This window comes from Pseudomonas sp. H3_C08 (assembly GCF_054669455.1).
Map to the genome: position 1 here is coordinate 5496055 of NZ_CP162803.1, position 18069 is coordinate 5514123.

The 18069-nt window shown below is 59.2% G+C and carries 16 protein-coding genes; 5 read left to right on the forward strand and 11 right to left on the reverse strand.

Going from position 1 to position 18069, the window contains the following annotated elements; genetic code table 11:
* Position 1: 1 nt before the first annotated feature.
* The 9 genes from AB4N74_RS25070 to AB4N74_RS25110 form a co-directional block, all read right to left on the reverse strand.
* Complete coding sequence (locus AB4N74_RS25070) at positions 2–811, reverse strand: MetQ/NlpA family ABC transporter substrate-binding protein (protein ID WP_320336011.1); 810 nt, start codon at positions 809–811, stop codon at positions 2–4.
* 65 nt (positions 812–876) lie between these two features.
* Positions 877–2235, reverse strand: coding sequence for an LLM class flavin-dependent oxidoreductase (locus AB4N74_RS25075; protein ID WP_320336010.1), 1359 nt, complete (start codon positions 2233–2235; stop codon positions 877–879).
* Positions 2235–3428: an SfnB family sulfur acquisition oxidoreductase gene (locus AB4N74_RS25080; RefSeq protein ID WP_460097542.1), complete on the reverse strand. Its 1194-nt coding sequence runs from the start codon at positions 3426–3428 to the stop codon at positions 2235–2237. Before AB4N74_RS25080 ends, AB4N74_RS25075 begins: the two co-directional genes overlap by 1 nt.
* Before the next feature lie 36 nt (positions 3429–3464).
* Positions 3465–4706: an SfnB family sulfur acquisition oxidoreductase gene (locus AB4N74_RS25085; RefSeq protein WP_460097544.1), complete on the reverse strand. Its 1242-nt coding sequence runs from the start codon at positions 4704–4706 to the stop codon at positions 3465–3467.
* A gap of 290 nt (positions 4707–4996) precedes the next feature.
* On the reverse strand, positions 4997–5761 hold the full coding sequence (locus tag AB4N74_RS25090; protein WP_460097546.1) for a hypothetical protein: 765 nt from the start codon (positions 5759–5761) through the stop codon (positions 4997–4999).
* A gap of 471 nt (positions 5762–6232) precedes the next feature.
* Entirely contained in the window at positions 6233–6982 is a 750-nt protein-coding gene (gene tcyN, locus AB4N74_RS25095) for an L-cystine ABC transporter ATP-binding protein TcyN (protein WP_093440573.1), read from the reverse strand.
* Positions 6983–6986: 4 nt separating this feature from the next.
* A complete protein-coding gene (gene tcyL / locus AB4N74_RS25100; RefSeq protein ID WP_175559671.1) occupies positions 6987–7652 on the reverse strand; it encodes a cystine ABC transporter permease in 666 nt (221 codons plus the stop codon).
* Positions 7653–7702: 50 nt separating this feature from the next.
* Positions 7703–8503, reverse strand: coding sequence for a cystine ABC transporter substrate-binding protein (gene tcyJ / locus AB4N74_RS25105; protein WP_093440581.1), 801 nt, complete (start codon positions 8501–8503; stop codon positions 7703–7705).
* Positions 8504–8776: 273 nt separating this feature from the next.
* Positions 8777–9769, reverse strand: a complete 993-nt coding sequence (locus tag AB4N74_RS25110) for a D-cysteine desulfhydrase (protein WP_320336006.1) — start codon at positions 9767–9769, stop codon at positions 8777–8779.
* 190 nt (positions 9770–9959) lie between these two features.
* On the opposite strand from AB4N74_RS25110, the gene epsC reads away from it, so the two are divergent.
* Entirely contained in the window at positions 9960–10886 is a 927-nt protein-coding gene (gene epsC, locus AB4N74_RS25115; RefSeq protein WP_016983653.1) for a serine O-acetyltransferase EpsC, read from the forward strand.
* Between the two features lie 453 nt (positions 10887–11339).
* Positions 11340–13301 (forward strand): choline transporter BetT, encoded by a 1962-nt coding sequence (betT, locus tag AB4N74_RS25120; RefSeq protein WP_163030199.1) that lies wholly within the window; start codon positions 11340–11342, stop codon positions 13299–13301.
* A 24-nt stretch (positions 13302–13325) separates the two neighbouring features.
* On the opposite strand, the gene AB4N74_RS25125 is transcribed toward betT, so the two are convergent.
* Positions 13326–13586, reverse strand: a complete 261-nt coding sequence (locus tag AB4N74_RS25125) for a hypothetical protein (protein ID WP_007949845.1) — start codon at positions 13584–13586, stop codon at positions 13326–13328.
* 365 nt (positions 13587–13951) lie between these two features.
* On the opposite strand from AB4N74_RS25125, the gene AB4N74_RS25130 reads away from it, so the two are divergent.
* Positions 13952–14134, forward strand: coding sequence for a type II toxin-antitoxin system HicA family toxin (locus tag AB4N74_RS25130; protein WP_093440593.1), 183 nt, complete (start codon positions 13952–13954; stop codon positions 14132–14134).
* On the forward strand, positions 14131–14595 hold the full coding sequence (locus tag AB4N74_RS25135) for a type II toxin-antitoxin system HicB family antitoxin (RefSeq protein WP_460097549.1): 465 nt from the start codon (positions 14131–14133) through the stop codon (positions 14593–14595). Before AB4N74_RS25130 ends, AB4N74_RS25135 begins: the two co-directional genes overlap by 4 nt.
* Positions 14596–14600: 5 nt before the next feature.
* On the opposite strand, the gene AB4N74_RS25140 is transcribed toward AB4N74_RS25135, so the two are convergent.
* Positions 14601–15638, reverse strand: coding sequence for a LacI family DNA-binding transcriptional regulator (locus AB4N74_RS25140; RefSeq protein ID WP_460097550.1), 1038 nt, complete (start codon positions 15636–15638; stop codon positions 14601–14603).
* Between the two features lie 205 nt (positions 15639–15843).
* On the opposite strand from AB4N74_RS25140, the gene AB4N74_RS25145 reads away from it, so the two are divergent.
* Positions 15844–18069 carry a TonB-dependent receptor gene (locus tag AB4N74_RS25145; RefSeq protein WP_460097551.1) on the forward strand — a complete coding sequence of 742 codons (2226 nt, stop codon included), beginning with the start codon at positions 15844–15846 and terminating at the stop codon, positions 18067–18069.

The window sequence follows — 18069 nt, forward strand, 5'->3', positions numbered from 1 at the left end:
CTCAGCTTTCCCAACCGGCTTGATAGAGCTTGCCGTGGGCTTTATCCAGCGCCGCGCGAACAACCGGCGAATGCTGGTAAATGTCGACGAATTTGATCAGGCGCGGGTCGGTTTTGCTTTTCGGCTGGATGACGAACTGGATCACGTATTCCTTGTGGTCGAGACCGTCGAACAGCAGCGCCGAACCGGCATCGAAGGTCTTCGCCAGACGAATGTAGGCCGGGTAGCCCTGGACCAGATCGGCGTCGTCATAGGCGCGCACCAGTTGCACGGCTTCGACCTGGAGGATTTTGATTTTCTTCGGGTTGGCGACGATGTCGTCTTCGGTGGCTTTGTAGCCGACGCCCGGTTTCAGCGTGATCAAACCGGCCTTGGCCAGCAGTTGCAAACCACGGCCGCTGTTGATCGGGTCGTTGGCGATGGCGACGCTGGCGCCTTCGGGCAACTCATCGAAGCTTTTGTATTTTTTCGAGTAGAGACCGACGTTGTTGATGATCCCTGGGGCGAACGGCACCAGATCAAAACCCGAGGCGGCTTTGGCGTTTTCGAGGAACGGAATGTGCTGGAAGTAGTTCACGTCGATGTCGCCAGCGGCGAGGCTGACGTTGGGTGCGATCCAGTCGGTGAACTCCACCAGCTCGACTTTCAGGCCTTGTTTTGAGGCCTCTTCGACAGCGGCTTCCAGCGGAATGGCGAAGGCGGCGGTGGTGCCGATTTTCAACGGGGCGTCGGCGGCGAACAGCGCCGAGCTGAACAGGCCGAAGGCCAGGGCCAGTGCTTTGACTGGGTGGGACAGGATTTTCTGGGTCATGATGGTTTTTCCAGTCAGTGCATAAGATTTGTGGTGTCTGGTCGGGCCTCTTCGCGAGCAAGCTTTTAATGCCGGTACGAAGAGCCGGTGTGTTGCTCCGGTAGCTGCGCCGCGCCGTGAAACAGCTTTTCGCGCAAGCTGCCGTTGTCGTACGCGGTCTTGTACGACCCACGTCGTTGCAGTTCAGGGATCACCAGCTCAATGAAATCCACATAGCTCTCCGGCGTAACAATCCGGGTCAGGTTGAAGCCATCGAGGCCGGTCTCGGCGATCCACGATTCCAGCTCATCCGCCACTTGCTCAGCCGAACCGACCACGGTGATGTAGCGGCCACCGAGGGCGTGCTGGTCGAGTAATTTGCGCCGGGTCCAGTCGTTGTTTTGCAGGTTTTTGGTCGCCGACTGAATGGCGTTGCTCTTCACGTACTGGATCGGTTCGTCGATCTCGTACTGGGAAAAGTCGATGCCGGTCGATGCGGAAAAATGCGCCACGCCGGCTTCGGCGCTGGCGTAGCTCAGATACTCGGCATGCTTGGCCCACGCGGCTTCTTCGGTCGCGCCGACGATCACGTTAAGGCCCATGAACACCTTGATGTCTTCAGGATTACGCCCGGCTTCCACGGCGCTGGCGCGAACCTTGTCGACCTGAACCTTGGTCGATGGCTTGTTCTGACCGCTGATGAATACGCACTCGGCGTGACGCCCGGCGAACAGCAAACCGCGCTCAGAACTGCCGGCCTGAAACAGCACTGGTGTGCGTTGTGGCGAAGGTTCGCAGAGGTGATAACCCTCGACCTGATAGAACTCGCCCTTGTGCTCGACCTTGTGCACTTTTTCCGGGTTGGCGTAGATTCGCTGCTCACGGTTATTCAGTACCGCGCCGTTTTCCCAACTGCCTTCCCAGAGTTTGTAGAGCACTTCCAGGTACTCGTCGGCCTGATCATAACGACGGTCATGTTCGACCTGTTCGCTGAGGCCCATGGCTTTCGCAGCGCTGTCGAGGTAACCGGTAACGATGTTCCAGCCCACCCGACCACGGCTCAAATGATCGAGCGTCGACATGCGTCGGGCGAACAGATACGGCGGTTCGTAGGTGAGGTTGGCGGTCAGGCCGAAGCCGAGGTTCTTGGTCACAGCGACCATCGCGGAGACCAACAACAACGGATCGTTGACCGGTAACTGGATCGACTCTTTCAACGTCACGTCCACCGAGTTCTGATAGACGTCATACACGCCGACGATGTCAGCGATAAACAACCCGTCGAACAGTCCGCGCTCCAGCAGTTGCGCCAGTTCGGTCCAATATTCAATGGTGTTGTAGCGCGTCGAGGTGTCGCGCGGATGCGTCCACAGGCCATGGTTGATGTGGCCGATGCAGTTCATGTTGAACGCGTTGAGCAGGATCTTCTTTTTCACGGCGCTCATCAGATCGTCCCTCGCAATGGAGGGTTTTCATCGTTGAGGTAGTAGTTGCCCACCGCGTGGTATTTCCAGCGCACCGGGTCGTGCAAGGTGTGCACGCGGGCGTTGCGCCAGTGGCGGTCGAGGCCGTGTTCGATCAGGGTCGCCTGGCTGCCGGCCAGTTCGAATAGCGTGCTGCCGGCGGCCAAAGAGATTTCAGTGCTGATCGCCCGTGCTTCGGCGACGGCAATCGAAGCGGCAGCGACGGTTTCTGCACGGGTCTCGGCTTGCGCAGCGTCGAGGAATTCGCCGGCACGTTCGAGCAAGGCTTCGGTAGCGTGCAGGCGAATGCTCAAGTGGCCGAAGCTTTTCAGCGTCAATGGATCTTCAGTGGCTTTGTCGTTGCCGGAGTCGATCCACGGCCGGGTCTTGCTGCGCACAAAGTGCAGGGCGTCTTCGTAAGCGGCGCGGGCGATGCCGGTGTCGATGGCGGCGTGAAGGATCTGCGCCAGCGGGCCGACGGTGGTTGGACGTTCAAAGGCGCTTTGAAACGGCAGCACGTCTTCAGCCGCGACGTACACGTCTTCGAACACCACCGAACCGCTGCCGGTGGTGCGCTGGCCGAAGCCGCTCCAGTCGTCGATCACGGTCAGGCCTATGCTGTCGCGGGGGACGAAGGCCAGTTGCTGTACACCGTTTTCATCCACCACAGAAGTGGGAATGCGCTGTGCATAAATCGCGCCGGTCGCATAGAACTTGCGGCCGTTGATGCGATAGCCGTCACCGTCGCGCTTGAGGCTGGTGACGCGGTCGTGGGCGGTTTTTGTACCCAGTTCCGCCAAGGCGTTGCCGAAGCGTTGCCCGGCCAGCACTTCGGCATAAAGCCGTTGTTTCTGCTGGTGATTGCCGTTGACCCGCAGCACTTCCAGCGCGTAAAAATGATTTTGCGGAATCTGCCCAAGCGAGCCGTCAGCCTGAGCGATCAGGGCAATGACTTGGGCCAGAGTTACGTTGGACACGCCAGCGCCGCCGTACTCCTTGGGTACGCTGATGCCCCACAGGCCCGAGCGGGAAAACACGTCGAGTTCCGGCAGAGGCAGGCGGCGTTCACGGTCGCGCAGGGCGCTGTCGCGTTTGAAATCTTCGGCCAGGTCGCTGGCGACGATCAGGGCTTGCTCATCGCTGGTGATGACCGCGACGTGATGGGAAAGCGGCATGGGTTTCTCCAATGCTCTTGAGAAAGTGTGCGGTGGTCAGATCCAGGAATGGCGAGCAGGCAAAGTGCCGTTGAGGCGATAGGCGCCGACCGCGTGATATTTCCAGCGCACCGGGTCATGCAGGGTGTGCACGCGGGCGTTGCGCCAGTGGCGGTCGAGGTTGAATTCGGCGAGGGTGGCGCGGCTGCCGGCCAGTTCGAAAAGTTTTTCGCTGGCGAGCAAGGAAATCTCGGTGGTCAGCACTTTCGCTTCGGCCACGGCGATCGAAGCGCGGGCGGCAGATTCGGCAGTGAGCGGCGCAGCGTGTACTTGATCGAGAACCTGCCCGGCCTTGCGCAGCAGCGCTTCGGCGGCGTGCAGTTCGATTTTGAGTTTGCCGATATCGGCGATGACATAAAGATCATCGCTGGCGCGATCAACCTTGGCGTCGATCCACGGCCGTGCGCGGGTTTTGATGAACTCAATGGCGTCATCAATGGCGCCACGGGCGATGCCGGCGTCGATCGCGGCTTGAATCAGCTGTGACACCGCACCTTGGGTGTTCGGGGTTTCGTTGATCTTCCAGTTGTCGACCACCAGGCTCGATTCGACACGCACGTTGTTCAGCAGAATCGTACCGCTGGCGGTGGTGCGCTGACCGAAGCCCGACCAGTCATCAACGATGCGCAAACCCGGTGTGCCGCGACGAACGAAGGCCAGCACTTGCTTGCCGTCATCGTTGAGCGCTTTCACCGCAACCCAATGCGCAAACAGTGCACCAGTGGAGTAGAACTTCTGGCCGTTGATCACGTAATCATCGCCATCGGCGGTGATCCGCGCTTTCAGTTCCAGGGTGTTTTTGGTGCCGCGCTCAGGACCGGCGTTGCCGATGCGCCAGCCTTCCAGAACGCTCTGGAATAGCTGTTGTTTCTGCGCTTCGGTGGCGCTGCCGAGTACCAGATTGATGATGCCGAACTGGTTCTGCGGGATCTGCCCCAACGCCGGGTCGGCGGCGGAGATGATCGCGAACACTTCGGCCAGAGTGACGAATGAAACCTGCGGGCCACCGTATTCGCGCGGGATGGCGATGCTGCCTAATCCGCTGCGGGTGAACTGTTCGATTTCCGACCACGGCAGCTTGCGCTGACGGTCGCGTTTGGCCGCCTGCACGCGGGCGACTTGCGCCAGTTCATGGGCGGCCTCGATGGCCTGGGCGTCGTTGCGCAAGACCTGCGCAGGCAACAACAACGGGGCGATGTCCAGATCAGACTGGACGTTTGCATCTGCCAGACTGGACATCAGTGCCGCTCCTTGGCTGCACGCAATGCCCTGGCGATCTGCACTGGGGTGATTGTGTTCCGGACCATACTACCTACCTCACATCTCATGAAAAACGCCGCAAAAGTGCGGCGAACGAATGAATGTCCGGTGGTCCGGTTTATATACCCTAAGCGTGTATAAATATTAAATAAACTAACTTTTAGGAATATGCATAGAAGAGGTGATGGTCGGGTTGGTTAATAATTTTTTTGCGGCTGGAATGATCCGGTGGCGAGGGCGGTTGCTCTCTCGCCACAGGGGCATTGTGTTCAGGGCTTGCGGGATTCGGCGGCTTTGAGGTCGGGCCTGAGCGGGACCTTCAGATAAGGATTTGCGCAGCCGATTTTCAAGGTGCGGGGCGGTGCCCAGCGGGAGTTGTTGCCGACCCGATCGAGAATGCAATACGTCACGTCCAGGCGCAGATCCTCGCCTGCTTCGACGATCACCGACGGCGGTACCCAGACTCGAATCGGCAAGCCGATATCTGCGGCGGTGACCGGTGCCAGATCCATGCGCACGTCACCCCAGCGCAATGTGATGGCGTCATCCTCGGCCATGTTCAGGTACGGCTCGATGGTCAGCGGCACACCGCGTTTGATCTGGTTCGGATTGACGCCCTGACGGCGTATGGCGTCGGGGATGGTCACCGGGGCCAGTTGCTGATTTTCGTCTGCGCTCAGCGCCGTGGGTTGCCCGCCGGGGCAGTCCAGTTTGACCTGTACGCGCGTCGCCGCCGAAAACGCCGGCCCCTGACCGACCTGCATCACCCGGTAGTGGATGCGCGCGGTGCCGTTGGCGATGAAACTTTCCGGCACTCGCAGGCTGACGATTGTGCCGACGTCATCCGCTGTCAGCACTTTGGAAGCGACATAGCATTTGTTCCAGAACAGCTCGATGAGATCGCCGCTGTCCATATCAGGGTAGGGCGACACCTCGATCAAGAGGTGTGCGGCGGCAGCCAGATTGATGCCGGTTTTTTGCGCTGGCGCGAGGGTCGGCGCTGCCATTTCGGGGGTGTGCGAAGTGCGGGTCATCGATTTCTCTCCTTGAAGCCTTGCAGCGAAGTCCGTTTCTGAAAGAACAAAAAGCGTGAATAAACTGGCAATAAAGCTTTGGGCTTTTATTCAAGTTGAAGACGGGGTGGTTGAACTAGTTGATGCCGGTTGCCGACTAGATAAGAGTCTGCGGGATGGGGTGTCAATAGACGATATTAGTTAATCCGTGAATTACGAATTAATCAGAAGTTTCCTACGCCATTGCGGCCATATGCCTAGGTGGTCAGGCGAAATTAACCACGAGGCACAGGGCTTTCTCGGCGTTTTATGCGCGGATTTATTTGAGCACTATCATTTGATGTGGCATGGAAGGAGGCGGGTGTTATCTGTTGCAGAACATATATATGTACTGTTAGGGATATGTTTTGCTTGAGAGGGGGCTGAAGCAGGTAGATATTTTATAAAGGGGACTTCCATCCGTGGAAGTTGTCGGTGATGCAATAAAAGTTCTCAGGCGTGATTCAGAAACTTGCTGAGAAACTGTTTAGTACGTTCTTCTTTTGGGTTGGCAAACAATGCCTTCGCTTCACCTTGTTCGACGATCACACCTTTATCGAAAAACACCACACGGTTGGCCACGTCACGAGCAAAACCCATCTCGTGGGTGACGATCACCATGGTGCGTTTTTCTTCAGCCAGGCCACGAATCGTCGCCAGCACTTCGCCGACCAGTTCCGGGTCAAGCGCCGAAGTCGGCTCGTCGAACAGAATCACTTCCGGTTCCATCGCCAGCGCCCGGGCAATCGCTACGCGCTGTTGCTGACCACCCGAGAGACGACGCGGATAAGCGTCTTCCTTACCGGCGAGTCCGACCTTGGCCATCAGCTTTTTGCCCAACGCAATTGCCTCGTCGCGCGGCATCTTCTTGACCACGATCGGGCCTTCGATGACGTTTTCCAGTGCGGTGCGATGGGGGAACAGGTTGAAGTTCTGGAACACGAAGCCCACATGCTGGCGCAGGTTGCGCACCAGACTTTGCTGCTGGTTCAGCGGGCGGCTGGTATCGATTTCGATATCGCCGACCTTGATCCGGCCACTGGTGGGTTGTTCAAGGAAGTTCAGGCAGCGCAGGAACGTCGTTTTCCCCGACCCGCTGGGGCCGATGATCGCGACGACTTCGCCTTCCTTGACCTCGAGGTCGATGCCGTTGAGCACGACCTGACCCTTGAATTGCTTGGTCAGTTTTTCCACGACAATCATGGGGTCAGGACTCCTGGTCGTGCCGATTGACCCGCTCTTCCAGCTTGTTCTGGAAGTGCGAAAGCACCGTGGCCAGAATCCAGTAGATCAGCGCGGCGGCAAGATACATGGTGAAGACTTCGAAAGTCCGGGCGGTTATCAACTGTGCCTGACGGAACAGCTCCGGCACCTGAATGGTGGCGGCCAGTGCCGTGTCCTTGACCAGTGAAATGAAGCTGTTGCCCAGCGGTGGCAACGCCGTGCGCATCGCTTGCGGCAGGATGGCCCGGCGCAGGGTTTGCGCGCGGGTCATGCCGATGCTCGCAGCGGCTTCCCACTGGCCGCGCTCAATCGAACCGATCGCGGCACGGAGGATTTCACAGGCGTACGCGGCCATGTTCAGCGAAAAGCCGATCAGTGCCGCTGGCAGTGGATCAAGCTCTATTCCCAGTTGCGGGAAGCCGTAATAGATCACGAACAGCTGCACCAGTAACGGCGTGCCGCGGAAGAACGACACGTAGACGCGGGCCAGCCAACTGACCGATTTGAAGCGCGACAGGCGCATCAATGCCAGGCCGAAGCCCAGCAGCAGCCCGAAGAACATCCCGCCTAGGCTGAGGATGACCGTGAAATAAGCGCCCTTGAACAGGAAGGGCGCGGAGTCCACCAACAGCTGTGTGGTTTCGGCGATTTGCTGGCTCAACTGCGGGAAGTCCAGTCCGAACTGAAAACCTGCTTCCATTATTTAGTGACGTCTGCGTTGAAGTATTTTTTCGACAGCTTCTCAAGGGTGCCGTCGGCACGCAGTTCGTCGAGCGCCTTGTTCAACGCAGCCAGCAACTCAGGCTCGCCTTTACGCAGGGCAATACCGGATTCCTGACGGGAGAAAGCTTCACCGGCAGCGACGGTTTTTGGCGCTTTCTTGGCGTACTCAAGTGCAGCCAGACGATCGATCAGGATGGCGTCGGTGCGGCCGTTGTTCAGGTCGGCGAACTTGGTCGGATCATCGTCGTAAGTACGGACGTCGGCGCCCGGCACGTTGGCGCGGACCCATTGTTCGTAGTTGGTGCCCAGACCTACGCCGACTTTCTTGCCGGACAGGTCATTGGCGGTCTTGATGTTCAACGCGGCTTCCTTGCTCTTCAGCACCAGCGCCTGAATGCCGGAAACGGTGTACGGCTCGGAGAAGTCATACTTCTTCTTGCGCTCTTCGGAGATGGTCACCTGATTGACCACAACGTCCAGACGCTTGGATTCCAGCGCGGCGAGAATGCCGTCCCACTTGGTTGGCTGAATCTTGGCTTTGACGCCGAGTTTTTGCGCCAGCGCTTCGGAGAGTTCGACTTCGAAACCGGACAGCTTGCCGTCGGCATCAACGAAGCTGAACGGTGGGTAAGTGCCTTCCAGGCCGACGTTGATAACGCCTTTGTCCTTGATCTGTTGCAACTGTTCACCGGCCACTGCCTGGCCGATCAGGCCGGCGCTCAGCGCAAGGCCCAGCGAACCCACCAGCAGATTGCGACGTAGTGCGGAAAAATTCATGACAAGCCCCTGTGTTTTCTTATGGAAGACGCTTAAGGAAAGTTGGCGAATGGGTGATTCGGACGACAGCGCTATCCTGCCTTAAAGCAGCTTATGCGTCTCTCGCGAAATTCGCCTGCGGCGAGACTATAAGATGTCTGCGTTAGACTTGAAAATACTTAATAACTGAAATGTTATTCTTTATTGGAATATGTATTGTCTATGTAAAAAGATCGCAGCCTGCGGCAGCTCCTGCATGAGATCACTTGTAGAAGCTGCTGTTTTGATCTTCTGTTACAGGAAATCCTTGTAGGCAAACAACGCCGGCGCCCCACCGGTATGCAGGAAGATGATCGGGCCTTCATCAAAGCGCTGACGACCAATCCCGTCGAGTAAACCTGCCATGGCCTTGCCGGTGTACACCGGATCGAGCAACACCGCTTCCTGACTCGCCAGCAACTTTAGCGCCGCCAGCGTCCCGGCATTCGGCTCGCCATAACGCGGGCCGAAATATTCATCCCACAACTCGACCTTGAAACTGGCCGGCAGTTCGACGCCGAGCAGCGCCGCCGTGCGTTCGGCAAGTCCCTGAACCTTCGGCCGCTGATCTTCTTCACTGCGCGAAACCGTCACGCCAATCACCGGCAATTGCGGCAGCACTTCGCTCAACGCCAATGCCAGACCGCTGTGCGTCCCGGCACTGCCCGAGGCCAACACCACGGCGGCGAAATTCAGGCCGGTGTCGTTGATCTGCTCGGCCAGTTCCAGACCGGCGCGCACATAGCCCAACGCACCGAGCGCATTGGAGCCACCGATTGGCACCAGATACGGCTTCTTGCCGTTGCTGCGCAGGCGGGCGGCGAGGGCGGTCAGTTGTTCGTCGGCGTTGTCGAGGTTGTCGACCAGTTCGACCTTGGTATCGAACAGATCCAGCAGCAGGCGGTTGCCGTTGCCGGTGTAATTGCTGTCGTCAGTGCCCAGCGGATTTTCCAGCAGCGCCACACAGCCAAGACCGAGTTTGGCGGCGAGTGCGGCGGTTTGACGAACGTGGTTCGATTGCAGCGCACCGGCGGTAATTAGCGTATCGGCACCTTGCGCCAAGGCATCGGCAGCGAGGTATTCGAGTTTGCGCAATTTGTTGCCGCCCATGGCCAGCGGCGTCAGGTCATCGCGCTTGATGTACACCTCGCGGCCGAGCCAAGTGGACAGGCGTTCGAGTTTTTCCAGGGGCGTCGGATGGCCAAGCAGGTCGAGACGGTTAAAGCGGTCCAGCTGTTGTTTGATCATGGGTCCGTACTGGCGGAGGAAGATGAAAGGACTATAGGCACGCGCTTTTGCAGGGGCAACCGTGAATCGCTTATAGCCAAATGAACTGAGCCCAGCACTATCGGTTCTTAATTCGCCTTCGCGAGCATGCCGTAAAGTAGGCGCCGTTGACGCGGCCAGACAGTCCGGCCGCCCGTGAGGAGTCTTTACCGTGAGCGAGCGTTCCAGCCATTGGCAATTGCAGACCATCGTCAGTCAACTGCGCAGCGCGCGGGATCAGTGGCGGGCACAGAACGGCCGGGCGTCCGGCGAGCAGGGCGGTCGCGAGTTGCCGTCCCGCGCAGCGATGGCGGAGATTCTTGAAGCATTGTGTGGCGCGTTGTTCCCGATGCGCCTGGGCCCGGTGGATCTGCGCGAAGAGAGTGAAGATTTCTACGTCGGCCACACCCTCGATGTCGCGCTGAATGCGTTGCTGGCGCAGACCCGCCTGGAGCTGCGTTACGTCGCCCGCCACAGTGCCCAGGCCGACACCGAAGTCGAAGCCCGCGCGATTCAGATCGTACAAGATTTCGCCCTCGCACTGCCGGGCCTGCGCACGCTGCTCGACACCGATGTGCTGGCGGCCTATCACGGTGATCCGGCGGCACGCAGTGTCGACGAAGTGCTGCTGTGCTACCCGGGGATTCTCGCGGTGATTCACCATCGCCTCGCGCACCATTTGTATCGCGCCGGTTTGCCTTTGCTGGCGCGGATCAGCGCGGAAATCGCCCATTCGGCGACCGGTATCGATATCCATCCGGGCGCGCAGATCGGCCGTAGTTTCTTTATCGATCACGGCACGGGCGTGGTGATCGGCGAGACCGCGATCATTGGTGAGCGGGTGCGGATTTATCAGGCCGTGACCTTGGGTGCCAAGCGCTTCCCGGCGGATGAGGACGGGCAGTTGCAGAAGGGCCATCCGCGTCATCCGATCGTTGAAGATGACGTGGTGATTTATGCCGGGGCGACGATTCTCGGGCGGATCACCATTGGCAAGGGGTCGACCATTGGCGGCAATGTGTGGCTGACGCGGAGTGTGCCGGCGGGGTGCAATTTGACTCAGGCCAATTTGCAGCATGATGACGGGACGCAGAAGTAGGGCGTTAAAAACTTACCCTCACCCCAGCCCTCTCCCAGAGGGAGAGGGGGCCAACCGAGGTGTTTTGGGTTATCCATCGACCTGAAACACCGAGTCGATTCTGGATTCGGTAAAGCAGGACCACGTCGGCGTATCTCCCAAATATCCCCCATTCAGTCCCCTCTCCCTTTGGGAGAGGGTTAGGGTGAGGGGCTATTGAACGAATCCCCTCAAACCCACGTCATACCCATCCTTGAGCTAGCGTAGGAAAACTACCGCCTAGCCGTACGATTAGTCCTTGCCACCCTATCCATGTTTAACTTGAACGTTCATTCAAGTTAAACCGGTGGTTCGCTGCCCGCTCACAACAGGAGGCTTGCCTTTGCTGAGTCCGATCATTTCAGCCACGTTTCAACCCCTCGAGGTGCACGTTTCATGAGTGCATCGTCTACCCCCGCCAGCGGTCTGGTACGCATGAATCCGCCGGTGTTCTACTTCGCCGCGACGGTCATTCTGCTGTTTGGTCTCGTTGTCATCGCCATGCCGGAGCAGGCAGGCGCCTGGCTGCTGGAAGCGCAAAACTGGGCGGCCAATACGGTCGGCTGGTACTACATGCTCGCGATGACCCTGTATCTGGTCTTCGTGGTGGTCACCGCCTTATCCGGCTACGGCAAGATAAAACTCGGTGCCGACCACGACGAGCCCGAATTCAGTTATTTGTCCTGGGCCGGCATGCTGTTCGCCGCCGGGATCAGCATCACGCTGTTCTTCTTCTGCGTCTCTGAACCGCTGACCCATATGCTCCAGCCGCCGCAAGGCGAGGCGGGCACGGCGGATGCGGCGCGTCAGGCGATGCAGATTCTGTTCTTGCACTGGGGCCTGCATGGCTGGGGCGTGTTCGCCTTCGTCGGCATGGCGTTGGCGTATTTCGCTTACCGCCACAACCTGCCGCTGGCCCTGCGTTCGGCGCTGTATCCGCTGATCGGCAAACGCATCAACGGCCCGATCGGTTACGCAGTGGACGGCTTCGGCATCATCGCCACGGTGTTCGGTCTGGGCGCCGACATGGGTTTTGGGGTGCTGCACCTCAACTCCGGTCTCGACTACCTGTTCGGCATCGCTCACACCCAGTGGATTCAGGTCGGCCTGATCACGCTGATGATGGGCGCGGCGATCATCGTTGCCGTCTCCGGCGTCGATAAAGGCGTGCGGGTGATGTCCGACATCAACATGCTGCTGGCCTGTGCGCTGCTGCTGTTCGTGTTGTTCGCCGGGCCTACCCAGCACCTGCTCAACACCTTGATCCAGAACCTCGGCGACTACCTTGGCGCCTTGCCGATGAAGAGTTTCGACCTCTACGCCTACGACAAACCGAGCGACTGGCTTGGTGGCTGGACAGTGTTCTACTGGGCCTGGTGGATTGCATGGTCGCCGTTCGTGGGCCTGTTCATCGCACGGATTTCCCGTGGCCGGACCATCCGCGAATTCGTCTTCGGCGTGCTGTTGATTCCGCTCGGTTTCACCCTCGCGTGGATGTCGATCTTCGGCAACAGTGCGCTGGACCAAGTGCTCAACCACGGCATGAGCGCGCTGGGCATGTCGGCCATCGACAACCCGTCGATGAGCATTTACCTGCTGCTGGAAACCTACCCATGGAGCAAAACCGTCATCGCTGTGACGGTGTTTATCAGCTTCGTGTTCTTCGTGACGTCTGCCGACTCCGGCACCGTGGTGCTCTCGACCTTGTCGGCCAAGGGTGGCAACCCGGACGAAGACGGGCCGAAATGGCTGCGAGTGTTCTGGGGCGCCATGACCGCGCTGATCACCAGCGCACTGCTGTTCTCCGGCAGTATCGATGCGCTGAAATCAGCGGTAGTGCTGACCTCGTTGCCGTTCTCGTTGATCCTGCTGTTGATGATGTGGGGTCTGCACAAGGCGTTCTATCTGGAGTCGCAGAAGCAGATCGCGCAGTTGCACTCGCTGGCACCGGTCTCCGGTTCACGGCGCGGTACGGGCGGCTGGCGTCAGCGGCTGAGTCAGGCGGTGCACTTCCCGTCGCGTGACGAGGTGTACCGTTTCATGGACACCACGGTGCGCCCGGCGATTGAAGAAGTGACGGCGGTGTTCGTCGAGAAAGGCCTCAACGTGGTCACCCAGCCGGATCCGGCGAATGACAGCGTCAGCCTGGAAATCGGCCATGGTGATGCGCATCCGTTCATCTATCAGGTGCAGATGCGCGGCTACTTTACGCCGTCGTTCGCGCGTGGCGGGATGGGCTCGAAGCAGCTCAACAATCGTCGTTACTACCGCGCCGAAGTGCACTTGAGCGAGGGCAGTCAGGACTACGATCTGGTCGGCTACACCAAAGAACAGATCATCAACGACATCCTCGATCAGTACGAACGCCATATGCAGTTCCTGCACTTGGTACGTTGATCGGCGCCTGAGCGCCGGGTCCGCTCAGGATTCGGCGCTCAGCACCATGAACAACACCATCGCCGCCATCGGCACGCCGAATACCGCACTGCCAATCGCTATTTCCGAACCCACGGACTGGCCGGCATGCACCACGCCCACCGCTCCATTAATCACCGTCAACGCCAGCCACAGGGCGGCGAAGCCGTAGGCCATGGTCTGGCGGCTGAAGCCGATGCGCTCGCCGATGTAGAGCATCAGAGCGAGCAGGACCAGGCCGAAGAAAATGATGATGGCGGTGTGCATGGCGGGTTCTGCCTGGTGGAGGTGCATTGCCTGAAGGATCGCTTTCGCGAGCAGGCTCGCTCCCACAGGGATTTCATGTACACAGGAAATCCCTGTGGGAGCGAGCCTGCTCGCGAAGGGGCCACCTCGGTGTTCTTTAAAGCATAGCCAGTCCTGCCACATCTCTATTGGACATATTTTGCGACCCTTACAGAGAGTTTGGCCGGCGACGTGTTTTTCTTGCTGGCCCAAGCCTGCCGTTGATCTGCCCCATAACCGAGCGATTGTTCAGTGAGCTAATATTTATCCGAGTGTGTATCGTGTGTATCAAGGGCTACTGCGCGCTCTAGAGTAAATGGCTCTAGCTGTCGAACAGGGCAAAGGAAATGCGCAGTCGGGAAATGATCAGGATGATCGAAGACGATGGTTGGTATCTCGTGGCGGTGAAAGGCAGCCACCACCAATACAAGCATCCGCACAAGCCAGGAAGGGTGACGATCAAGCACCCTGATTCGTATCTGCCCAAGGGCACGATCAACAGCATTTTGAAACAGGCGGGCTTGAAATGAGGCCCGTTATTGGAAACGAAGGCCGTTTTATGGGCCTGTCAGAGGAAGGACTCACTCATATGAAATTCCCTGTCGTTCTGCACAAGGATGCCGCCTCAGACTACGGAGTGATCATCCCGGATGTCCCGGGTTGTTTCTCCGCAGGCACTACGGTCGCTGAGGCGTTTGAAAATACTCAGGAGGCATTGGCGCTTCACTATGAGGGGTTGGTCGCCGACAACGCGCCGTTACCGCAAGTGCGGGACATTGATGCTCATCTCGATAACCCGGATTACGCGGGAGGGATCTGGGGCGTGGTCGATTTTGATATCACCCCGTATTTCGGCAAGTCAGTGCGTTTTAACGCCACGCTGCCGGAGCAGTTGCTTGAGCGTATTGACCAGACAGTCCGCCGTGACCAGCGCTATCGCTCCCGCTCCGGTTTCCTCGCGGCGGCCGCCTTGCGCGAACTGTCGGTATAGCGAAGTCAGGTACTTTCGCGTTCGATGACTTGGCACTGCAGCAGGTTCAGACGTTGCACCTCGTCGCTCGGCAACACGCCAAGGCTTTCCAGTACGCGGGTTGCGGCGAGTACGCCGATTTCCAGCGCCGGCGGTTTGATCGTGCTCAGGCTCGGCAAAAGCATCTCGGCGAACGGGTAATCGCCGAAGCCAAGAACGGCACAGTCTTCGGGGATTTTGAAACCAGCGCGTTGCCCGGCGAGCAGGCCGCCGGCGGCGAGGTTGTCGTTGGCGAAAATGATTGCGTCGGGGCGCGGTGAGGCATTCATCAGCGCATCCATCGCCTGTTTGCCGGCCTCGAATGGCGCTCGATCGGCGTCAGGGGCGTAGATCCAAGGGTCCAGGCCGGATTCGCGCAAGGTCGCCGCGTAACCGTCGCGGCGTTCCTGGGCGCTGAAGTCACCCGGCGCACTGTTCTGCACGAAGGCGATACGTTGGTAGCCTTTTTCCAGCAGATATCTGGCGGCTGTCACGCCCACCTCGAAATGCGAAAAACCGATCTGCATCGGCTTACGCTCCGGCTGGTAATCCCACGTCTCGATCACCGGAACATCCGCCTCGGCGATCATCTTTTCCGTGCCCGCACTGTGAAAGTGACTGGTCAGCACCAGCGCCGCTGGCGACCAGCCGAGAAACGCACGCACGGCGTTTTCTTCTTGTTCAGTGCTGAAGTAACTCGACGCCAGCAACAGCTGATAGCCATGGCGGCTAAGCATATCGCTGAAGCCTTGAATGGTATTGGCGAAGATCGGCCCGGAGATGTTCGGGATCACCATCCCGACAATTTTCCCCCGCGCCGAGGCCAGCCCGCCGGCCACCAGATTCGGCACGTAACCCAACTCGGCCACCACCGCCGCAATCCGCTCGCGACGCTCGGGCGAAACCTGCTCAGGCTGGTTGAAATAGCGTGACACGGTGATCGCCGAAACCCCGGCCTCACGCGCCACGGCATTCAGCGTTACACGCCCGGCGCCACGGCGTTTGCGGGGTTTTTCTTCGCTCAAGGCTTGATCCTTCTTAAAAACCAAATCGCATATAAAAGTAATTTTTCAGTATTGGACGCTCTATGTGCGGCTTGCCAATACTGTCGATGGTAGCGCTAACAAAGCGCGCTGTCTGCTACTCGCTCGAGCGAATGCCCAAGACACCGATTCAGGCGCTGTCGTCGCAGAACGGCAGCGGTTAAGGGCCAATTTCGAGCGGGCAAACATGCACAACATTCCTGGGGCGACAAACAAACTGGCGCAATCGATTCGCGCCGCTGGTTGGTTATTTACGGGGTTGGCGGCGCTGCCGTTGCCCAACGCATTCGCTGCCGAGAGCAGTGATCAGGAGCCAACACTCAAATCGGTGACCGTCACTGCCACCCGCCGCGAGGAGTCGCTGCAAAAAGTGCCGGTCGCGGTGTCGGTGATCGACGGCGAACAACTTGAGCGCGACAACCGCAACGGCGTGGCGAGCATCGTTCAGCAGGTGCCGTCGCTTAACTTCCGCTCTGGCGCTTCGAACAAGGACACCTCGTTGTTCGTGCGCGGTGTCGGCACGATTTCCACCTCGCCGGGTGTCGAGCCGACCGTGGCGACGGTGATCGACGGCGTGGTCTACGCGCGTCCCGGGCAATCCACTCTCGACTTGCTGGATCTGGAGCGCGTCGAAGTGCTGCGCGGCCCGCAAGGTACGCTGTTCGGCAAGAACGCCTCGGCCGGTGTACTCAACATCACCAGCAAGGCACCCACCGCCGAGACCCATGGCTACATCGATCAGTCGTACTACAGCGGCAACGAAAGTCGCACCCGTTTCGGCATCGGCGGCAGCCTGATTCCGGACACGTTGAAAGGCTCGATCAGCACGCTGTTCGGCACCTACGACGGCAACGTCGACAACCAGCACAATGGCCAGGAGGTCAACGGCTACAACCATCGCGGCGTGCGCGGCAAACTCGAATTCACCCCGAATGACGACGTCACCTTCACCCTGATCGCCGACTACATGCAGTCCCATGACGACGGCCCCAACGGCGTGGTCAGCAAGTCGCTGACGCCGGCCTTCGCCAACGCGCTGAACCCGGTCAATGCGACTAGCCACAATCGCGATATCAACACCGACACCCGCAGCCATGTCGAGGACACCAACAAGGGCCTGTCCGGCCAGCTCGACTGGCAATTGGGCGATTACACTCTGACCTCGATCACCGCATGGCGCGGTTGGGACAACACCCAGTATCAGGACGGTGACCGTCTCGGTACGGTGACGGCGGCGTTCCCCGGCACGGCGGACAAAGGTGATCTGGCCTTCGATCAATATTCGCAAGAGCTGCGCCTGGCCTCGCCGAAGGGCGAGTTTCTTGAGTACGTCGGCGGCCTGTTCTACATGCACGGCAAGGATGACGAGACCTATCAGCGCACGCTGAACACCACCACGCGCACCGACCGAGGCGTCGCCGATTACAGCACCACCAGCGACAGCTATGCGGTGTTCGGTGAGAGCACGCTGAACTTCACCTCGGAATTTCGTGGCATCGCCGGCCTGCGCTACACCCACGATGATCTCGAATACGATCACCGCCGCGTCTCCACTTCAGCGACCACCGTCAGCGGCATTCAACCGGCGACCAGCAGTTCAGGTTCTGTCGACGAAGATGGCTGGTCCGGCCGCCTCGGTGTGCAGTACGACTTGAGCGATGCCGTCACTACCTATCTGACCTACTCGCGCGGCTACAAAGGCCCGGCCTACAACGTCTTCTTCAACATGCAGCCGCGCGATACCGAAGCGCTGAAACCGGAGACCTCCAACACCTGGGAAGCGGGCATCAAAGCCACGTCCTGGAACAATCGCCTGACCACCAACCTCGCGGTATTCCACAGCGACTACGACAACTATCAGGCGAACTTCTTCGACACCGTCGCCGGCCAGGTTGTGACGCGTTTGATCAATGCCGGCAGCGTCAGCAGCGAAGGCGTCGAACTCGATTACGCCTTGCAGGCGACCCAGCAATTGAAACTGTCCGGCGCACTCGCCTACACCCGTGCGCGCATCGACGAGTTCGCCTGCCCGGCAGGCGCAGCGGCGTCGTGCAACGTCAACGGCAAACCGCTGCCGTTCAGTCCGGACTGGAAAAGCTACGTGCGCGCTGACTACAGCATCCCGCTGGATAACGGCCTGGATATCGAACTCGGCACCGACTATAGCTGGCAGAGCGAAGTGCAGTACGACATCAGCCAGAACGTCGACACCAAGCAGGGCGCCTACGGTCTTTGGAACGCCAGTGTCGCGCTGGCTGATTACAGCAATGGCTGGCGCGTGGCACTGCTGGGCAAAAACCTCACCGACAAGTCGTACTCGCCATTGCTCGCCAGCGGCGGCAATTACATCTATCGCGCCGTGCCACGGGACGACGAGCGCTACTTTGGCGTGCAACTGCGCAAGGATTTCTGA